Source organism: Bartonella silvatica, assembly GCF_040545155.1.
In the GTDB taxonomy this organism is placed as follows: domain Bacteria; phylum Pseudomonadota; class Alphaproteobacteria; order Rhizobiales; family Rhizobiaceae; genus Bartonella; species Bartonella silvatica.
Genome location: NZ_JBEPLI010000009.1, coordinates 39,385 through 59,484 on the forward strand (window position 1 = coordinate 39,385; position 20,100 = coordinate 59,484).

14 protein-coding genes and 1 pseudogene are annotated in these 20,100 nt (G+C 34.8%); 6 read left to right on the forward strand and 9 right to left on the reverse strand.

The genetic code is table 11. The annotated features are described in order from the left end of the window. Positions 1–12: 12 nt before the first annotated feature. Together ABID23_RS04865 and ABID23_RS04870 are read right to left on the reverse strand one after the other, a co-directional pair. A complete protein-coding gene (locus ABID23_RS04865) occupies positions 13–762 on the reverse strand; it encodes a transporter substrate-binding domain-containing protein (RefSeq protein ID WP_354189889.1) in 750 nt (249 codons plus the stop codon). Between the two features lie 433 nt (positions 763–1,195). Next, positions 1,196–1,948, reverse strand: a complete 753-nt coding sequence (locus ABID23_RS04870) for a transporter substrate-binding domain-containing protein (protein WP_354189891.1) — start codon at positions 1,946–1,948, stop codon at positions 1,196–1,198. Between the two features lie 974 nt (positions 1,949–2,922). Here ABID23_RS04870 and ABID23_RS04875 point away from each other — a divergent pair. Both ABID23_RS04875 and ABID23_RS04880 read left to right on the forward strand, forming a co-directional pair. Then, positions 2,923–5,670 (forward strand): autotransporter outer membrane beta-barrel domain-containing protein, encoded by a 2,748-nt coding sequence (locus ABID23_RS04875; RefSeq protein ID WP_354189893.1) that lies wholly within the window; start codon positions 2,923–2,925, stop codon positions 5,668–5,670. A 1,517-nt stretch (positions 5,671–7,187) separates the two neighbouring features. Then, entirely contained in the window at positions 7,188–7,553 is a 366-nt protein-coding gene (locus ABID23_RS04880; RefSeq protein ID WP_354189895.1) for a response regulator, read from the forward strand. A 300-nt stretch (positions 7,554–7,853) separates the two neighbouring features. Here ABID23_RS04880 and rpsI read toward each other — a convergent pair whose 3' ends face one another. Together rpsI and rplM are read right to left on the reverse strand one after the other, a co-directional pair. Next, positions 7,854–8,339, reverse strand: a complete 486-nt coding sequence (gene rpsI, locus ABID23_RS04885; protein ID WP_354189897.1) for a 30S ribosomal protein S9 — start codon at positions 8,337–8,339, stop codon at positions 7,854–7,856. A 2-nt stretch (positions 8,340–8,341) separates the two neighbouring features. Continuing rightward, complete coding sequence (gene rplM, locus ABID23_RS04890; protein WP_354189899.1) at positions 8,342–8,806, reverse strand: 50S ribosomal protein L13; 465 nt, start codon at positions 8,804–8,806, stop codon at positions 8,342–8,344. Between the two features lie 290 nt (positions 8,807–9,096). On the opposite strand from rplM, the gene recJ reads away from it, so the two are divergent. Beyond that, on the forward strand, positions 9,097–10,881 hold the full coding sequence (gene recJ / locus ABID23_RS04895; RefSeq protein WP_354189901.1) for a single-stranded-DNA-specific exonuclease RecJ: 1,785 nt from the start codon (positions 9,097–9,099) through the stop codon (positions 10,879–10,881). Positions 10,882–10,900: 19 nt separating this feature from the next. Here the strand turns inward: recJ and parE are convergent, their stop codons facing one another. From parE to ABID23_RS04920, 5 genes are all read right to left on the reverse strand, one after another. Then, positions 10,901–12,967 carry a DNA topoisomerase IV subunit B gene (gene parE, locus ABID23_RS04900; protein ID WP_354189903.1) on the reverse strand — a complete coding sequence of 689 codons (2,067 nt, stop codon included), beginning with the start codon at positions 12,965–12,967 and terminating at the stop codon, positions 10,901–10,903. An 82-nt stretch (positions 12,968–13,049) separates the two neighbouring features. Then, positions 13,050–13,787 carry a lipoyl(octanoyl) transferase LipB gene (gene lipB, locus ABID23_RS04905; RefSeq protein WP_354189905.1) on the reverse strand — a complete coding sequence of 246 codons (738 nt, stop codon included), beginning with the start codon at positions 13,785–13,787 and terminating at the stop codon, positions 13,050–13,052. A gap of 150 nt (positions 13,788–13,937) precedes the next feature. Continuing rightward, entirely contained in the window at positions 13,938–14,789 is an 852-nt protein-coding gene (locus ABID23_RS04910; RefSeq protein WP_354189907.1) for a TPM domain-containing protein, read from the reverse strand. After that, entirely contained in the window at positions 14,789–15,433 is a 645-nt protein-coding gene (locus tag ABID23_RS04915; RefSeq protein WP_354189909.1) for a LemA family protein, read from the reverse strand. The genes ABID23_RS04910 and ABID23_RS04915 overlap by 1 nt, the downstream gene beginning before the upstream one ends. A 1,244-nt stretch (positions 15,434–16,677) precedes the next feature. Beyond that, positions 16,678–17,286: a fumarylacetoacetate hydrolase family protein gene (locus ABID23_RS04920; RefSeq protein WP_354189911.1), complete on the reverse strand. Its 609-nt coding sequence runs from the start codon at positions 17,284–17,286 to the stop codon at positions 16,678–16,680. Positions 17,287–17,953: 667 nt separating this feature from the next. Here ABID23_RS04920 and ABID23_RS04925 point away from each other — a divergent pair. From ABID23_RS04925 to ABID23_RS04935, 3 genes and pseudogenes are all read left to right on the forward strand, one after another. After that, on the forward strand, positions 17,954–18,127 hold the full coding sequence (locus ABID23_RS04925; RefSeq protein WP_354189913.1) for a hypothetical protein: 174 nt from the start codon (positions 17,954–17,956) through the stop codon (positions 18,125–18,127). Next, positions 18,093–18,425, forward strand: coding sequence for a hypothetical protein (locus ABID23_RS04930; RefSeq protein ID WP_354189915.1), 333 nt, complete (start codon positions 18,093–18,095; stop codon positions 18,423–18,425). The genes ABID23_RS04925 and ABID23_RS04930 overlap by 35 nt, the downstream gene beginning before the upstream one ends. An 815-nt stretch (positions 18,426–19,240) precedes the next feature. Continuing rightward, positions 19,241–20,100, forward strand: a pseudogene (locus tag ABID23_RS04935) (two-partner secretion domain-containing protein); the annotation flags it as partial.

Consider the following 20,100-nt stretch of genomic DNA (forward strand, 5'->3'; position numbering starts at 1 on the left):
TCAGATTGATATTTAATAAATATCAGATGTAAAATATTTTTTCATAATTTTTTCATAAGTTCCATCTAGACGAATTTCTTTTAGCGCTTTGTTGAACTTATTTTTAAGGTCATTATTATTTTTGCGTAGTGCAATTGCAATAGGAAAATTTGTTTTTTTCAGAGTTCTTAAAAGTTTGCAGCAATCTTTTCCTTCATTTTTAAGCCAGTTTAACGCTTGCAGTTTATCAAAGATAGCAGCATCAATACGATGGTTTAAAAGGTCGCGACGAACTTCTATGATTGTAGGGTAGAGTTTAATATTACCCCCAGAGACATAGTAATCTTCTGTATAGGTAGCTTGTATTGTATTTGATTGTGCACCAAAAGTCTTACCTTTCAGGGATTCTGTTGAGAGTTCTTGAATGCCTGAATCTTTGTTCACAATTACAACGAGCTCTGTATCATAGTAAGGGTCTGTAAAGTCAACCTTTTGTAGGCGCTCTTGTGTGATAGCAAGGGAAGCAATGAGAGCATCGTACTTTTTTGCAAGAAGCCCCGGAATCATTCCCTCAAAGTCTTGAATACTCACAATACACTCAACATTCATTTTTTTACAAAGTGCATAAGATATATCAATATCAAATCCTTGAAGTTTATTATTTGAATCAACATAACTAAACGGAGGATAAGACCCCTCACTTGCAATTTTTAATGTTTGAGCATTGGCTAATAGCGTGAATAGTGTTGTGCTTATTATAAGAGCGACTGCTAATAATTTCATTATGTTCTCCTGTTGAATAAGCGGGAAAATATGAGGTCATTATGTATTTTATAATCTGTAAGCTTTTCAAGGTGCAATGCAAAATTTTATTTCTTTTCATTTGTTAGCATTATTCTAAGTAATATCAATGAAAAAATGTTTCACTTTATTCGATATGCATACAAAAAGCATCACTATCTCATTGCTTATTTATATTGGTGATGATTGACAATAAAATTATTTCTTCATTATTTTATACAAAGCTCAATTGTGAAGAGAACTATCTTATTGAATTGTTAATTTAAAAATCAAGAAAAACATAAAGCATTGTTTTTTCTTAGCAATTAGAAAGATATTTCGATATTGAAAACATAGAAAAAACAACCTTTTTATAAATGCAGGTGCTTATTATGAGAAATAAAAAATTATTTCTATTTTAGCTTCAGACTAAGACTCAATAAATATCAAATGTAAAATATTTTTTCACAATTTTATCATAAGTTCCGTCTAGACGAATTCCTTTTAATGCTTCATTGAATTTATTTTTAAGGTCATTGTTATTTTGACGGAGTGCAATAGCAATAGGAAATTTTATTTCAGCAAGAATTCCTAGCAATTTGCAGCAGTTTTTCCCATCATTTTCAAGCCAGTTTAGAGCTTGTATTTTATCACTGATTACCAAATCAAGTCGATGACTTAAAAGATCACGATGAACTTCTACAACTGTAGGGTATAGCTTAATATTAACGCCTTTGAGAGTATAATGATCTTCTGCGTAGGCAGCTTGTGTTGTATTTGATTGCACACCAAGACTTTTTCCTTTAAAAGCTTCTGCTGATATTTCTTTAATTTCTGAATCTTTTGTAACAATTATAGCAAGAGCTGTGTTGTAATAGGGGTCTGTAAAATCAATCTTTTTTAGGCGTTCTGGTGTAGGAGCTAAAGAAGAAATGATTGCGTCGTATTTTTGGGCAAGAAGTCCTGGAATCATTCCCTCAAAATCTTGGGTGATAATTGTACACTCGACATTCATCTTTTTACAAAGAGCGTAAGATATATCGATATCAAAGCCTTTAAGCTCATTATTTGAGTCAATATAACTAAAGGGTGGATAGGAAGGATCACTCGCAATTTTTAGCGTTTGGGCATTGGAAAATTGAGTGAATAGCGTTGCGCTTATTATAAGAGCTCTCGCGAATAATTTCATTGTGTTCTCCTATTGGATAAGCGGAAAAATACGAAAACTTTATATGTTTTTATAATCTGTAAGCTTTTTTAAGGCAATGCAAAAATTTATGCGTGTTTACTTTACTCTTTTACGAAATGTTTTTTGATCATTTAACTCAAAAAATACAGAATTTATTTTTTATAAAAGACTACTTAAAATAAATATAAAAAGATTTTTTCTCTTAGAAAGATAAGGGAAGAAGATTATTATTCATATTGTGATAGGTTGATGTATTTATAAATACAACACATTCATAATTTTTTGATAAGTACGGATGTTTTGCCTGTAAGAAATGAAATCTGTCAGAGTTCAGACTTACGCTATATTATTTCTCGTCTCAATTCGAATTGGTATTCAGCGATTTCTATTGCATTATTCTTAATATAATATAAGAAATATCTATTTTTATAGCTTCCATTGTTTTTAGAATACGAATATATCACGGTATCTTGATTTCTTTCTAAATGCTCATAGTATTATATAAGGAAGTTTATTTGGATTTTAGTTTAATACTTTACTTGGTAATTTACTTAAATTTGTTACAATAAAAATATATTATTAAATTTTAAGTTATTATTTTTAATAGTAATAAAGAATTTATATATAAAAATATATTTTGATTTTTTTATTCTCCTGAAAATTATTTTAAGACTCTATGTTTTAAGAGCCAGCTTTATAAGCTTTTTATGATTATGAGTTTATTAAAAGCATTTGGGGTGGTAGATTGTATTATTATTTTGAGTTTTTTCATTTTATTTTTTAGGGCATGCATGTGAGTTATGACTCATTATTTTTGTTCATGCTTTACATAAAACTCATAACAAATTATATTAAAATGACTTATTAAAATTTTGCAAGATTCTTCTTATATATTTTGTACTTAATGTATTTTATCCTGTCGTTTGTTTTTTTTCTGCATTTTTTACTGAAAAAAGAAAGTTTAAAGAGGAATAATGATTAGAGTATCTAAGAACAGCTTATATTCGTGCGTTTTTACAGCTGCTATTTTCCCCTTTTTGTCGAGTGTAAATGTTGAGGCACGCTCTCGTTCGTTGACATTATGCAGTGAAAAAAACAAATCGTATTATAGATGTAGTGATGGCACAACGCATATCATTAATGACAAAATGTATCAAATTATTAACCTCTCTGGAGAAGAGAGCAAAAAAGAGTATTCTCTCATATCGTCTTCTGTCATAGGAGCACAAGAGGAAAATACGGTTATTGAGGGAGTGCGCGTACAAGTTAAGGGTATTGATGGTGTAAAAGGTGTTTATGGTGCTGTTGCATCGAAAGGGGGAAAAATTATCTTAACTGATTCAAGCTTTAAAGATGTGTCAACAGGTTTCATGGTGGATAGTGGAACAATGGAAGTTCATCGTGGATCAGTTGAGGCAATTCAGGTAGGTATTCATGCTGAAAGTCAAGCAACATCTGTTATTTTAGCGGATACAAAAATTAAGATAGAGGGACAAGATCCTGGTCAAAAGTCAGCACTTTTTAGTGTGGCTGATGCGGTTATTAAAATGACGGGTGGATCAATTGATGTGACAGATGCAGCTGCACTCCGTGTAGGCGTTAGGGGAAATATAACTTTAGATGATGTTATAATTACTACGAAAAACCAGAGAACAACAGAGGGAAAGGGTATAGGTGAAGAAGGAAACTTTGTGGCCTTCAATGTAAGTCAGAACGGCTCTATTTATTTAAAAAAGACCAATGCTACGGTAACTGATACTCACGGTTTTGGGGTTGGATTAGAGACTAACGTGCAGCCAAGAGTGGGGCAAGAAGAAGGTATTGTGCTTTCACGGGTTAATATAGAAGATTCAAAAATTATAGTAACAGGTAAAAAACACGGTATGCAATTGAAGATAGAGAAAGGGGATGTGGGCAACCGACAAGCAATGATTTTTTTGAAAAACACAACTTTTGAGGTTCCTCAAGGCACTGCTATTCATAGTCGTAGGAGTCATTCTTATATTGGAGTAACGGAAAGTACAAAGATCTCTGGTGATTTGTTATTAACAGCTGAAAATGAAGCCTCCGTAGCAATTTTATCTGCTTCTTCTTCACTTGTAGGGGGCGCACATGTCAGTCGTGATTCTATTGCTGAACTTTATTTAACAGAAGGATCGCAATGGGTTTTGACCAAAAGGAAAGAGGCAAATTCGCAAAGTCTGAATCGTTTAATTTCATCAATTTCATTTTTAAAACTTTCTGATAGTTCTGTTATTTTTGTGCCCCCAACACTTCAAGAATATCAGACCCTTTATGTTGGGAAGGGTAAACAAAAAGTTTACGACGCACAGGGACATGCACATATTTATTTTAATACACATCTCAATAGTGATGGTTCGTTTTATCCTCAAAAAACGGATAGAATTTTAATAGATGGTGATGTTTTTGGAAAAACGATAGTTCATGTACAACTTGTTATGGGAAACGAGAAGGAAACAATAGATAAAATAAAAGCCCAAGGGATTTCACTTATTCAAGTTTCAGGGAAAGCGGCGGAAGATTCTTTTCAATTAAGTACTCCTTATATTGCACTAGAAGGCTTACCTTACCAATATTATCTCCATGCATATGGTCCAAGTTCTCTGCGTGGGAACGCAAAGATTTCTCAAAGATTAATAAAAGGTGATGGAGACTTTTGGGATTTTCGCCTTGAAAGTAAATACATTCAACCTATCCAGAATGAAACTACTTTGGATTACTCTATGATCAAAGTAAAAGATGTTGTTCCGCAAGTTCCGACTTATCTTCTTTTACCAAACGCCTTATTCCAAGTTGGATTGGTGAATATTAGCAATCAAAATCAACAGTCAAAAATATTGAGAAATGGTTCTCATAGATTATCAAGCGTTGATAACAGTCCAGTTTTATCTATGAGTGGTTATGGCGGAAGTTATCATTATGTTTCAGATCTTTCTAAATTTGAGTATGGATATGGAGGTGACCTTGAATATAACGCTTTAGAGGCAGCTCTTTTTCTCGAAATAATAGAGAATGTATATCATAGAATGTCGTTTGGGGTTACGGGAACTTATGGAAAATTTTTTTTACAACCTCAAGGCGTTGAGAAAAGTCAAAAAAGTACATTTAATCAATGGTCAATTTCAGCCTACGGTCGTATAGGATACAATACTGGTTTTTATTTAAATGGTCTTTTATCCTATGGTTTATTTAAGGGTGATGTTTTTACCTATGCACGGGGAAAAACAGCAACATTAAAAGGAAATCCTTTTAATGTTTCATTGTCTTCTGGTAAAGTCTTTGTAACTGAATATAAAGGTCTTGTTGTTGATCCGCAAATTCATCTTATTTATCAAAACCTTCAGTTTTATAAAAGCCGTGATATTAATGGATTTGATATTGATATAGGAAAAATTGATCAGTGGGTAATGCGTGTGGGAGGGCATTTAACCAAGACTTTTGAGGCATTTGAAAAAGATCGTATCATTTCTTTTTATGGTAAGATGCATTTTGTTCATTGTTTTGGAGAAAAGCAAGTTGCATATTTTAAAGATACTTTCCAGTTAGGTTCTTTTGGGTCTTTCTTGGAAACTGGTTTGGGTATTCATTCACAATTGTCTTCCAAAGTTATACTTCACGGTGATCTAAATTATCAGCATAAGTTTAAAAAAGCTGGTTTTTCTGGCATTCGTTTTTCTGGTGGGGTGCGTTATCGTTTTTAAAATTGATTCAGAAAAGATCTGTTACGGAAAAGATAAAAGGTGGAAGAATTATTCTCACATAAAAGGATATTCTTTAGTTGATTATTTTGAAGAGTTTTTACAATAATATTGTTTTACGGGTTAAGTTATTATATAATATTCAATATAATCAATGTGTTGTTTGAATATTTATCAATTTTTAGTCGTTAACTTATAATTGAATTTTTATTTTTTACAAAACAACCACGGAACTAGTCTGATAAAGCATATCGTTGATATTTTTGGTTTTGTATTTGAAGAGTAATCATATGTTAGAACTCTTCTGGCTTTTCGAAGTGTAGAGGGAAAGCTGTATCAATATATTGCAATATAAATTATTTTTCATACAGTAAATTAAGGGTAATCGTGAACTTTGATGCATTTAAAACCTAATGAATTGTATCAACTTTTTACAACATATATAAGTAATTTCTCTACTTGCCCATGTTGTAAGATAGGTCATAAAAAATTTTAAAAACGGTAAGGCAGTGGGACATTCAAATTTTATTATAAGTCAATTATCTAAAAAATCTCCAAAATGCTCGATAGTGCAATAAGAGTTGTGCTAAACAGCAATAAACAAAGAGGCTGTCTGCATATGCTAAAACAGTAAGGTGAGATCAATGGCCTCCTGAAAATAAACGGTTTTACCAAATTAAGGAAACACAAAACAAATAGCGACAAGAACAGGTTCAATAGAATAATAAATACTAATAAGCTTATTTTTCAATTTTAGATGAGAGAACAAAGAGAAACATAAGGTTTCATGTCTTTTTTCAATAAACAAAAATGATACTTTAATCTGATATTGTACAATAAATCGACACTATCCAACATATATTATTGCTTCTCGGTGATCAAACGAATGCGATTTATGATATAGAGGTCATGAAAGACTGAAAAATTTTTGCATACGATTTATATCTTTATTACGAAGCTTCAAAAATAAAACAGAAAAAATGAGTGGGGAAGAGATATTGAACATTTATAATGAACGCCTTGGCACTTTTAAATGAATTAACTGCAAGTATAATATTCCAGAATTTTTGAATCCATCAATGGTCTTTATCTTATTTTTTAATGAATAGCGTTATACTGATGCATAATAAAAGTGTTTAAGCGAATAAAATATCACAATAGTGCATAATCTGATTTAAAAGAGAAAACACTCATTATTTGCTAGCAAACAATCTATGCATATCAAAGTTATTTAAATTTTTTGTCTTAGAAATATACATTTGGTCTCATTTTCCCGATTGACATTTTACTCGATAATAAAAAGTGTGCAATAACATAAACTTACAGCTATTATGGGTTTTATTCCTTATAAACTTAAGAATAAGTCAATTAGCACTCCACATATTTGTAAAAAACGCTTCTATTAAAGGGTATTTGGTTCCTTTATTGTTTACAATTTTTTTTATCATTTTATTTTAAGTAAAGGGAGTGTTCTGTAATTTCCATGAATCTATATATTTTGAAAAGATGGAGTCATATTAATGTCAAAAACAGTCATGATCGTGGAAGATAATGAACTTAATATGAAATTATTCCGTGATCTTATCGAGGCAAGTGGCTATAAAACGGTTGAAACACGTAATGGTCTCGTTGCATTGGATTTAGCTCGCTCATCAATGCCTTCTCTTATCCTTGTGGATATACAACTACCCGAGGTTTCAGGGATCGATGTCATTAAACAATTAAAAGAGGATGAGGAACTAAAATCTATCCCTATTGTTGCCGTAACAGCTTTTGCTATGAAAGGGGATGAAGAAAGAATTCGTGCAAGCGGATGCGAAGAATACATGTCAAAGCCTATCTCTGTTCCTCGTTTTATTACAATGGTAAAACATTTTTTAGACTGAAATTTTATTCAATGGTTATGGAAAAAATAATAAAAAAATGAACGAGATAACTGAAAATATGCCCAAATATTTTTATGCGGCAGCATAAAGGTATATTTACATTACCAGAGTAGAGACTTTAAAAATTAAAATCGAAACTTCAGAGTTCTCAAGTTAATTTTTTCTTAGCGCTTATCTAAAAAATATACGATTTTATGTTCTTATCCAGAAGATATAAACGAGATGTTTGTTTTTCTAAAAATCCGTTTTAGAAGACAAAAAAGCCCCGTTGAAAACGGGACTTTCCATATTCCATAAAAATTAACGCTTTGAGAATTGAAAAGAACGACGTGCCTTTGCTTTACCGTATTTTTTACGTTCAACAACACGGCTATCACGGGTAAGAAACCCACCCTTTTTCAAGATTGAGCGAAGTTCTGGTTCGTAATAGGTTAAAGCTTTGGAAATACCATGACGCACTGCACCAGCTTGTCCAGAAAGCCCCCCACCTGCAACGGTTGCAATAATGTCAAATTGGGTATCTCTGTTTGTTGCCACGATTGGTTGACGAAGAATCATTCTAAGAACAGGACGAGCAAAATACTTGTCAAATTCTTTATTGTTAATGGTAATTTTCCCAGATCCTGGTTTGAGCCATACACGAGCAACAGCATCTTTACGTTTTCCTGTCGCGTATGCACGCCCCTGTGAATCAAGCTTTTGCACGTGAACAGGAGCGGCATTTTCATTTGCTTCAGTAATATCGACCACAACACTAAGCTCAGAAAGAGAATTAATTTCAGCCATAATTAAGCAATCCTTTTATTTTTGCGGTTTAAGGCACCGACGTCAAGAGCTTCGGGCTGTTGCGCTGCATGCGGGTGTTGGCTTCCAGTATACACACGTAGATTCTTTAGTTGACGACGTCCAAGAGGCCCACGAGGAATCATACGTTCTACAGCTTTTTCAACAACGCGTTCAGGAAAACGACCTTCAAGAATTTGGCGCGCTGTACGTTCTTTGATTCCACCGATATATCCAGTATGCCAATAATATTTTTTATCAGTATATTTCTTACCAGTAAGAGATATTTTATCTGCATTGATCACAATAACATTATCACCATCATCAACATGTGGCGTAAATGTAGCTTTATGTTTACCACGTAAGCGGTTCGCAACAAATGTGGCAAGACGACCTAAAACGAGGTTTTCTGCGTCGATAATAACCCATTTTTTCACCACTTCAGTTGGCTTTTGCGAAAAGGTTGCCATAGAAGTATCCTTTATTGAGCCTCTTAAACACGAGGACATTTTTGTTGTTTTACCTTGAAAACTGTTATTATAGCGAAATATTTAACGCGTATTTATTCTGATATAATGTCTTGTGACTTACGTCAAGAGAAAATAAAAACTTATAAAACAGTGCTTTATTATTGAGGTGTTATAATACCTTATCAGAAGTTTTCTATATACAATTTAAGTGAAAAGTGATGCTGCAAAAGAATATGGTTTCTTTAATTCTTGATTGTCTTTTATCAGTTTTCATTATAAGGTAAACGCTAATGCAGCGGTCCCGTTATTTTCTCAATATTGAATCTTCAGCTTGTGGTCAGGCGTGGTTGGACGCTCTTAATGCTCAAGGGGTGAATAATGCGCGTGCTATTTCGCAAAGATTTGGTTTTCCAGATCAGTTAGCGCGCGTTCTTTCAGCACGAGAGGTGGATGAATCTGAAGCTGTTGCTTTTATTAATCCAACATTGCGCACGCTTATGCCGGATCCTAAAAGTTTTATGGATATGCAATGCGCAGCAGAACGCATTATTCAAGCTATTCTAAATCAAGAGAAGGTTGCAGTTTTTGGTGATTATGATGTTGATGGGGCTTGTTCATCAGCGCTTATAGCGCGTTTTCTCCGTCATTTTGGTGTTGAAGTAAAAATTTATATTCCCGATCGTATTGTTGAGGGATATGGTCCAAATGAACCAGCAATGAAGATGTTAGTACAAGAAGGCGCCCGTTTGATTATCACGGTCGATTGTGGTGCAAATAGTCCAGATGCAGTAAAAGCAGCTAGGCTTGCAGGTGCTGATGTTGTGATTTTGGATCATCATCAAATGTCAGAAGTTCATCAAGAGGCTATTGCTCTTGTTAATCCTAATCGCCCTGATGACTTTTCTGGGCAAGGGCATTTATGTGCAGCTGGTGTGGTTTTTGTCACATTAGCATGGGTTCATCATTTGTTGCGGAAGAAAAGTTTTGGAGGAAAACTTCCTGATCTTCTCAGTATGCTCGATCTTGTTGCATTGGCGACCATATGTGATGTTGTTCCGTTACAAGGTGTTAATCGTGCTTTTGTGATTAAAGGGCTTCAAGTTGCCCGTGCTATGCATAATCCTGGGATGGTCGCTTTAACAAAGGTCGCACGGCTAGGTGAGCCCCTTAATAGTTTTCATTTAGGTTTTCTTTTAGGCCCTAGAATTAATGCGGGAGGGCGTATTGGTGATCAGGCTTTGGGTGCGCGTTTGCTTAGTTGTGAGGATAAAGATGAAGCGAGCAGAATCGCAGAGCAATTGAATCAACTGAATCAAGAACGCCAAGAGATGGAAGGCATTCAATTAGCGCAAGCAGAATTTTATATTGATTCTCTTGATCAAGATCGAGAAAACCCCTTATCACTTGTGATTGCTCATCAAGAGTGGCATCCGGGAATTATTGGTATTTTGGCATCCCGCTTAAAAGAGCGTTTTTTTTGTCCTGTTTTTGCTATTGCTTTGAAAGAAGATGGAAGTGGTGTCGGGTCAGGACGCTCAATTAGTGGTATAGACTTAGGAGCACTCGTTCGTGAGGCAGTGACACTAGGTTTATTAGAAAAAGGGGGAGGGCACAGTATGGCAGCAGGAATGACAATTCATCCGACACAAATCGAAGCTTTTCGAGAGTGGCTTGAAAAAAAAGTCTCTTTAGTGGTGTCACAGCTGCGTGCTAAAAAGTCTCTTAGTATAGATGGTTGCCTTTCTGCTTCTGGTGCTAATCAAGCGCTTTTTGATATGATTGAAAAAGCAGGGCCCTTTGGTTCAGGCAATGCAACACCTGTTTTTGTTCTCCCTTCTCATCGGTTAATGAATTTATATGAGGTTGGAAAAGGGCATCTGCGACTTGTTATGTCTGATATTGAAGGAAAAAAGTTGCAAGCAATCGCTTTTCGCGTTGTGGGAACAGCGCTTGGTGATTTTCTTTCTCATAATGTTGGTGAAATGATCCATGTGGCTGGACATCTTAATTTGAATTATTGGAATGGAACAATCACTCCACAATTGCGGGTGATTGATGCAGCGGCGGTGATTTGAGAGGAATATTTCTTGAGAACTAGATATCGAGATGAGAAGCAAAAGTAGAATTTTCTTGTATGAAACGAAATCGTGCTTCTGGTTTTGTTCCCATAAGATTTTCTACTATATTTTTCGTTTCCTGCATTTCCATTGCATCAATAGAAATGCGTAACAATGTGCGTTTTTGAGGATGCATCGTCGTTTCTTTAAGCTGTTCAGCACGCATCTCACCAAGCCCTTTAAAACGCCCAATTTCAATTTTAGCCTTTCCGGTGAATTCAGTCTTTAGGAGTTCATCTTTGTGGGTATCATCACGTGCATAAGCAACTTTTCCTCCTTGTGATATTCTGTAAAGGGGAGGGACTGCAAGGTATAAATGTCCTTGACGAATAAGGTCAGGCATTTCTTGAAAAAAGAAAGTAATGAGCAGTGAGGCAATATGAGCACCATCAACATCTGCATCAGTCATAATGATAATACGCTCATATCTGAGATCTTTTTCACGGTATTTAGAACGTGTTCCACATCCAAGTGCAAGTATAAGATCGCCAATTGTTTGGCTGGAGTTCATCTTTTCGTATGCAGCACTGGCTACATTTAAAATTTTTCCCCGAAGAGGTAAAATTGCTTGGTTTTCTCTATTGCGTGCCTGTTTAGCGGAGCCACCAGCAGAATCACCTTCAACAATAAACAATTCAGCGCCAGCAGCACAATTTTGGCTGCAGTCTGCTAACTTACCAGGAAGACGTAATTTACGTACGGCGGTTTTTCGATTTATTTCTTTGTTTTGGCGTCGTTTAATACGTTCTTCAGCACGCTCAATAACCCAATCAAGAAGTTTTGTTGCTTCTTGTGGAGAATTCGTTAACCAGTGATCGAAAGGATCACGTATTGCATTTTCAACAATACGTTGTGCTTCAATTGTGGATAATCGATCTTTCGTTTGTCCAACAAATTCAGGATTTTTGATGAAAACCGAAAGTATTGCGGCTGTGGAAATCATAACATCATCGGTTGTTATGATCGTTGCACGTTTATTTCCTATTAACTCAGCATAAGACTTCAGTCCCCGTAAAAGAGCTTGACGCAGTCCTTGTTCATGTGTTCCCCCTTCTCCGGTAGGAATAGTATTACAGTAAGACTGTACATATGCATCACCACCATGCCAAGCAATAGCCCATTCAACAGAGCCATGGCCATTATGGTTTTTTACTTTTCCGGAAAAAATCTCTGACGTCACTTGATATTCATCCTTCAGTGATGAAAGCAAATAATCTTTGAGACCATCAGGGAAATGAAAAACAGCTTTTTCAGGAATATTTTTGATTCCTTCGAGTATGATAGGATCACAATTCCAACGAATTTTTACACCACCAAAAAGATAGGCTTTGGAACGTGTCATCTTATAAACTTTTTCTGGATCAAAAGCTGCTTTTTCACCAAAAATTTTATGATCAGGATGAAAGCGAACACGTGTACCACGACGATTATAAACATCACCCAAATCCTCTAATCCAGATTGAGGGACACCACGTGAGAAGCGTTGTCTATAAAGCTTTCTTTCTCGTGCTACTTCGACTTCCATATCATCAGAAAGAGCATTAACAACAGAAATACCTACTCCATGAAGTCCCCCTGCGGTTTGATAAGCTTTTCCATCAAACTTTCCACCTGAGTGGAGTTGTGTCATAATGACTTCAAGAGTAGATTTATCAGGCATTTTGGGATGATTTTCGACAGGGATACCACGTCCGTTATCTGTTACTGTTAAATAACCGTTCTTATCTAATGATACGTCGATTAAATCTGCGTAGCCAGCAACGGCTTCATCCATAGCATTGTCAATAATTTCAGCAAACAAATGGTGAAGTGCTTTGCTATCTGTTCCACCAATATACATCCCTGGACGCAAACGCACAGGCTCTAAGCCTTCAAGTACGCGAATAGAAAGAGCATTATAATCATCCTCTTGGGTACTTTTTGTATTTTTTTCCGAAGTTATTGCTTTTGAACTCACAGGGGATGGCGTATTTTTTTCTTTTATGTTTATCCGAGATTGAGCATTATTTAAAATACTAAAAAGATCTTTGCTGTTATCGCTCATAGCGTTTTATAATCCACATCATAAAATAAAATCTCAATAAAGATAGATTTTATGCCTTTTTTTTATTTAAAAATCAATGCATTCAGGAAACAGTAATTGTTGGACCAAAGATTTGTTCAAATGTTTGCTTTAGGGCAATATCAATATCATGCATTTTTACAGGAACACCTAAATCAAAAAAACTTGTTACACCGTGATTTGCAATTCCACAGGGGATAATCCCTGAATAATGAGCTAAATTAGGATTAACATTGATAGAGATTCCGTGAAAACTGACCCATTTACGGACTCGAATGCCTATAGCTGCTATTTTATCTTCTGAAGAAAGATTATTTTGTATTGATGCGTTATGAGATCTTTTAATCCAGACACCAACACGACCAACACGGCGTTCACCTTTAATATTAAACTTTGCAAGCATTTGTATGATCCATTCTTCTAATGCTCTAATAAAAGCACGGATATCTTGTTTTCGGCGTTTTAGATCAAGCATAATATAAGCAATACGTTGCCCTGGACCATGATAAGTAAATTCACCACCACGACCTGCTTCATAAACAGGAAATAAATGAGGATCTAAAAGATCTTTTTTATTTGCGCTTGTTCCGGCTGTATAAAGGGAAGGATGTTCAAGAAGCCAAACTTGTTCACGTGCATTTTCTGTTAGAATCTTTTCTACATGCTCTTGCATATAACGTAGAGCTTCAGGGTATTCAATTAAGTTGTTGCTTATTTTCCATTCAACAGGGGAACTCCCAAGAACTGTTTTAAACTGATGGGGAGTGTGATTATGATCAATATGTTTTACTTCAGATGTCATGCGTTATATTTATATTTTTTAATTGGATTTTATTGTAATTCAGTAAAAAACTACCAAAAAAGATATGGACTTGTTTATTAAAATTAAGATAATATAGCTGTCGGATTTTTTCTTAAGAGAAGTTGTTATACTTAAAAAGTTTCATTTATTTTACCATCTTCCTGTAGCACCACCACCACCAGATGAACCACCACCGCCTCTAAATCCTCCTCCTTTAGAATTATTTCTAAAAATTCTGCCGGAATGTCTGCTACTCGCATTTAAACTTAAAAACCAAGGTGTAAAGATGATACCCATCCAGAGATATTTCTGCGGTCCTACTTTTTTTCCAAAAATCATGGCGAGAAGAGGCAAACCAAACATTATAAAAAGGATTAAAAATATAATTGCATTGGCTATCATTTCTTCTTTTTCAGCTTGGTGACGCTGTGCTTCAACAAGCTTAGCTTTTTGTCTGATTCTAAAAGAAAAATCAGAATCACTTTCTGTTATGATTTTGATAATTGCATGAACTGTTTCAACAATCCCTTTTTGATAGTTGCCTTCATGAAAATTAGGAAGAGCAAAAGTATTAACGATAACTGCGGAAAGAGCGTCTGTTAATACTCCTTCCAAACCATAGCCTACCTCAATGCGTGTTTCACGTTCATTGGGTGCAATGATAAATAATACACCATTATTGATTTGTTTTTGACCTAATCTCCATCTGCGGAAAAGAGAATTGCTATATGTCTCTATATCGTTTCCTGAAAGAGTAGGGAGAGTTACAATAACAATTTGATCCCCAGCTTTCTCTTCGAGTTTAGCCAGTTTTTCTGTTAGATTCTGCTTTGTTTCATTATCAAGCAGGCAGGCTACATCGTTAACATAACCAGTTAAGGGAGGGAATTTGGTCTGCGCGTAAGTGGCATTTTCCAACGCAATGATCAGATATAGAGTGTTCAAAAAGACCCATAAGAATGGAAAAACACTACGCTGTATAAAATGCCGAAACGATTTCATTAATTAAAATTAACCTTTGGTGTTTGTTGGCTGTTTGTATCGATGGTAAAAGTAGGCATAGGCTTCGCATCACGAAACCATAATTTTGCCCAAATCATGGTTGGCATTGTTTTGAGAGCAGTATTGTAGATACGGACTGCTTCAATATAATCACGGCGTGCAACAGAGATACGATTTTCAGTTCCTTCTAACTGCGATTGTAGAGCAAGGAAATTCTGATTTGCTTTAAGATCAGGATAGTTTTCGACAACAGCCATAAGACGCGAAAGCGCACTTGATAAATTTGCTTGATTGTTGAGATATTGTTTCATTATTTCTGGGTTATTCAACATATCTGCATTGATATTGATTTGTGTTGCTTTAGCGCGTGCTTCAATGACATTCGTAAAAACAGATTGTTCATGGGCTGCATAGGCTTTGACAGTTTCCACGAGGTTAGGAATGAGATCTGCGCGACGTTGATATTGGTTCAGTACTTCACTCCATGTCGCTTGTGCTTTTTCCTCATTTGTTGGTATGGTATTAAACCCGCATCCACTTAAAAACGGTATTAAAAATGCTAAGAAAAGAATGAATGAAAATTGTCTCAAGATTTTAACCATAGGATAAGTGAGATTAATTGAAGCAGTTCGTACACTTAACATAAAAATATCTCCACAGCTGTTTTTATATGTTATATAGGATTTATCTTTTTTGTTAAAGGTATTTTTCATTTTATAAAAAAGATGCTTTGTGAGAAAAATTATTACCTATATTGAATTTTTAAATCATGCTTATTCAATGACTAATTGATATTAAAATATTATTAGCACTATCATGCAAACTTATAAAACACTCATATTAACTATTGTTTTTATAAATGTTTCTTTTTTCACTTTTTAATTTGGATATTATTTATTTTTAGAGATAGATATAAAGTTTTTAGGAATATATTTTTTCTTAAAATTTTATTTATAGATTATTATGCTATATTAGGCTTCTTAAGAACTTTTCTTATAAAGCTGTGAAAGCTCTTTTTTATGACAGTGTTAGACTGATGATATTGAAGAATTTGTTATGATCATCTTTATGAAAGAATAGCATAAGTAAGCGGGATTTCTGCATTTTATTTTAATTTATGAGGCTTTAAAAGATATGAGCTTAGCTCATAGTTTAACGACAAAGAAAAACGGGGAAGTATTGGTAAGAATATAGATTCTAGTATAAGAGAAAGCATTGTTATTAATAGTGATGAAACAGAGAAGCCCACTTAAAGGATTTTTCTGTTCATCGTATAATTTATTCTCCCCAAAAATAAAATTGTTCTTCTTTCTATATTAATATAATTTTTTTAAACATTACCTTTTATATAAAGGGTGCTCACAAAATATGTATAAATATTCGTCCAAGTGAACCACGTAAGTATGTTGAGAAAATGTATTATTATAAATCCAATTTCCTTTTTAATGCCATCGAAAAAAATAAGAATTTAGGGAATGCTGTTTATAAAATATCGATATTTTTAAATTTCGTATTTATGTCATCAAATCGGTCATGTCGCTGATTAAAATCTTTAATTGACCCTTAGCATTATTTTCATTCTTTGATACGGTGTTCTTTTAAATTTAAGCTATTGATACCAGATTTAAGTAATTTAACTCCCATATATAATAAATAGCAACCGCCCATAAGTTTTACTAAAAAAGAACGTTTTATTGTTGAGAATAACCGCTGATACATCTCATATAGAAAATACTCCATGTGCATCTGTTTCGGTACATACACCTATGGAACACTAGCAAGCACACTCTTTTTAAGTCTCTTTTTATATCAATGGTAAAGATCTCTGTTTGATCAAAGTGATATAATTAAAACAATGAGACTATCAAAAAGGTGGGTAGTTCGTGATTTATTTTATCTCTATTTTTGAAATTAACTTATCTTCGATGTATAATTCTATTTCATCCAATGGAGCAAGTTTACCTACTCCCTGTGGAGTGCCCGTATATATGATATCATCAACTTTTAACTGAATGTAGCGGCTCAAGAATGATATTATTTTTCCAAAGCTAAAAATCATATCTCTCGTACTGCCAAGTTGCCTCGTTTTTCCATTCAGTCTCATTTCAAAGGTTATAGGATCATTTACTTTTTCTTTGTTTATGAAGTCAGAAACGTATGCAGCTCCTTTAAATCCTTTAGATAAAAGCCAAGGAAGCTTTTTTTCTTTCAGTTTTGTTTGCAAATCTCTAGCTGTTAGATCGAGACCTATTGCTACTGCATCGTAGCATCCTACAGCCTCCACTTCACTAACCATAAAAGTATCCTTTGATATTTTGAGCACAATTTCAGTTTCAAAATGTATATCTTTGGAAAAATTGGGAAGATAGATTTGACTTCCTAATATGAGCGAACTGTTCGGCTTGCTAAATATAATGGGCTCGTTTTCAACAATATTGCCAAGTTCATGCGCATGTTCCACATAATTGCGCCCAACGCAGTAAATATTATTAATCATAGAGAAACCCTCAATTTTTTATTTTCTTTTTGTATAGGCAAAATATAACGTTTGAAATAGTATCTATATTTGTATCAATATGAAAGCTTGGTGAAAAGAATTGCATTATGTGGATTAATAATCAACCTTGATGATAGCTCTCTTCTTATTAAAATTTAGAGAGATAATGTTGGTTGGTTGTGTGAGCGTAAAGATATTTCTGAGTATACGAGGATGTCATATTGGAATTCAAATCAATGAGTATATTAAAGAGCTTTCATCTTGCGCGTATTATTGCATGATAAAGCTTAAGGGTTTTTGTTTTGTGAGACAAGTATTGCTCAATATCTATCTAGAAATTAATATAATATATTTGTGAACAGTTGAAGAACTATTCTCATGATTATCTTGTGTCGCGCATGTATTTATAACTTTTTAATAGGAAGATTCTTAAAAAAGAGGTGGCATCTTCGTATTATTGTTAGCTAGATATCCTTGTTATTTATCATTAGCAATAAGGAGCAGGGGATGAAAAAATTTCATAAGTAGATGACGATAGAAGAGTTTGATGGGACATGTTTTTATACTACAGAACTTAGAGAGATCGCTAAATCATTAGGCATTCGTGTAGGTAGTTTGAAGAAAAGAACTTGAGCAGCGTATTAAAGCTCATTTGTTTGGCTTTGCAATGCTGCTACCAGCCGCTGTTTCTAATAGACAAAATAACGGAACTCGTGATAGATTGGCTTTAGAGACACAAGCGATAAATTATCTTAGTGATAAAGAAACAAAATCTTTTCTACAGGAGAATGTTGAAAAGAAATTTGGTGCGTTGCGCGATAAATCGGGGCAATGGTATTAGGCTGAATCATTGGAAAAAGGCTTGTATTTTAGAGGGTAAGGAAATTTGCTATAGTGATTTGGTTGATCACCTTGCTGCTTTAAAACAGACACAGGGGTGGCTGCCGCAAATCCCTTCCACTCAGATGAATAATTTTATTAGCAATTTTCTTGCGGATAATCAAAATAAGGTGCATGGACGGCAAAAAGTATTAGAGGAATGGTTTAAACTTAAGAGCACTTCTCTTCCAAAAAACTATTGTGCCTATAAACACGCAGAAGAGACAGGAAACTGGCCTACAATAACAAGTGGTCTATAGGTGTTTTGGATAGAAAAAGCTAGTTTATTGTTTTGAATATTTTTTTTGCAATTAATATATAGATTAACATTACAGTTGTTAATAAATTGATGATGCAAGAGTTAATTGTTTTATATCGGTATAAATGGGGCTGTGTCCGTATGTTTTTTAGCGCATAAGGGGTGCATTATTGCAGAAAAAAGCGAGGTGAATAGCGAAGAGTTCTGCGTGTGGGAATAAGGACCATGTATTCATTTAGAGTTTTTTGAAGAGTAGAACGTTGTTATGAATAGAATCTATGTTTTACAAGTGAAATACAAGCAGTGGTCATATAGAGAAAAGACGCTAGAACGCGTTCTAAGGAATGGGTTTTCGCAAGATATCTGGGTAAGGCAGTGGTGTCTGATATTGACCCTTGTTTTATCTTACGATGTTAGCACAAAAACTTAGCTGGTTTGAAGACTACGTAGGGGATTAATGGTGCGTTGAGATGTGATTTTGGCACTTATTTAGTAAGTTGTTTTTGCATATTTACGGCATAGGGGAGTGCGCTATGATCAATTGGTATTATCGCGATTTTGAAGGCTTTTTTCTCTTTTTTACGCAACGCCAATTCTCTCAGCCAGACAATTTGGAGCGGAATTAGCGCTGTATTTTCATTGGTCCCCTTCAGAGCTCAACCAGATGGATTGGCTGGATGTTGTCTGCTATCGGAGCGAATTGTCGCGCCTGAAACAACAAGAATATGAACGCTCTGTGTAAGTAATCGGAATAATATCAAAAAACACAATAAAGTCAATATGTTGATTGCAATTATTTTATATGAATCCAAAGGCACTAATGTTAAACACCATCAGATAAAGGAAGATGTTGACACTACAATTAGCCGTCAACAGCCTCATTTTATCAATAATGCTGCACAGATTTTAGTAGGACGTCATCTCACGGTTCATGCCGGTGATATCCGCAATAGTTATAGTTTGATTGCTGCTAATGGCAACATTGAGATGCAGGGTGATACTCTGCTCAATGAGGGGCGCGATTTAATCGAAACAACCAAGATTGTAACTGAAACACATCGCAGGAAAAAGCAATGCACTCTGCTTAATGCAGGGTGTACAATTGGGGACAAGGGTATAACAGATGAGGGACATTATACTGATACCCAAACAACCAAACGCACTTATGATGCTGTTTACGGCACGATTGAAGCTGGTGGCACGCTTGATGCCAAGTTGACAGGCTATATTGATAATCATGCGGTGCGTGAGGGGGTTGAGCAAGTTGGCTTAAGCTCTGGCGAGAAAGGTTTGGCTGGTGTTAAAAACACCGATTTTGACGGTTCCAAACCACTGATTAGTGATGATCGATTGGACGGTATTATCAATGGTTTGAAAGGGCACAAAGGGCTTTTTGCACCGAGTATCCAAACACCCGCACCAGAATCCATACAGGTGCCAACGCAAGATGGGCTTAGCTCTGTTAAGACAGAATTGGCTCAGACCCAATCACCGGATGTGCCGTTTTTAGTTGAGACGCGACAGGATTTTATCAACCCAAGTAAATTTTTAGGATCGGACTATTACTTAAAAAAGATTGGTAATTATAAGCCTGAGCACGTGTTCAAAAAGTTGGGGGATGCTTATTTTGAATATCGTCTGGTGGGTGAGCAAATCTTTGAGCTGACAGGTAATCG

Coding starts and splice junctions, on each gene's coding strand:
- ABID23_RS04915 (WP_354189909.1), bottom strand. CDS start 15,433: ATGTTAAGTGTACGAACTGCTTCAATTAATCTCACTTATCCTATGGTT.
- ABID23_RS04910 (WP_354189907.1), bottom strand. CDS start 14,789: ATGAAATCGTTTCGGCATTTTATACAGCGTAGTGTTTTTCCATTCTTA.
- recJ (WP_354189901.1), top strand. CDS start 9,097: ATGCAGCGGTCCCGTTATTTTCTCAATATTGAATCTTCAGCTTGTGGT.
- ABID23_RS04875 (WP_354189893.1), top strand. CDS start 2,923: ATGATTAGAGTATCTAAGAACAGCTTATATTCGTGCGTTTTTACAGCT.
- rplM (WP_354189899.1), bottom strand. CDS start 8,806: ATGGCAACCTTTTCGCAAAAGCCAACTGAAGTGGTGAAAAAATGGGTT.
- ABID23_RS04865 (WP_354189889.1), bottom strand. CDS start 762: ATGAAATTATTAGCAGTCGCTCTTATAATAAGCACAACACTATTCACG.
- parE (WP_354189903.1), bottom strand. CDS start 12,967: ATGAGCGATAACAGCAAAGATCTTTTTAGTATTTTAAATAATGCTCAA.
- ABID23_RS04870 (WP_354189891.1), bottom strand. CDS start 1,948: ATGAAATTATTCGCGAGAGCTCTTATAATAAGCGCAACGCTATTCACT.
- ABID23_RS04880 (WP_354189895.1), top strand. CDS start 7,188: ATGTCAAAAACAGTCATGATCGTGGAAGATAATGAACTTAATATGAAA.
- rpsI (WP_354189897.1), bottom strand. CDS start 8,339: ATGGCTGAAATTAATTCTCTTTCTGAGCTTAGTGTTGTGGTCGATATT.
- ABID23_RS04920 (WP_354189911.1), bottom strand. CDS start 17,286: ATGATTAATAATATTTACTGCGTTGGGCGCAATTATGTGGAACATGCG.
- ABID23_RS04925 (WP_354189913.1), top strand. CDS start 17,954: ATGCTGCTACCAGCCGCTGTTTCTAATAGACAAAATAACGGAACTCGT.
- lipB (WP_354189905.1), bottom strand. CDS start 13,787: ATGACATCTGAAGTAAAACATATTGATCATAATCACACTCCCCATCAG.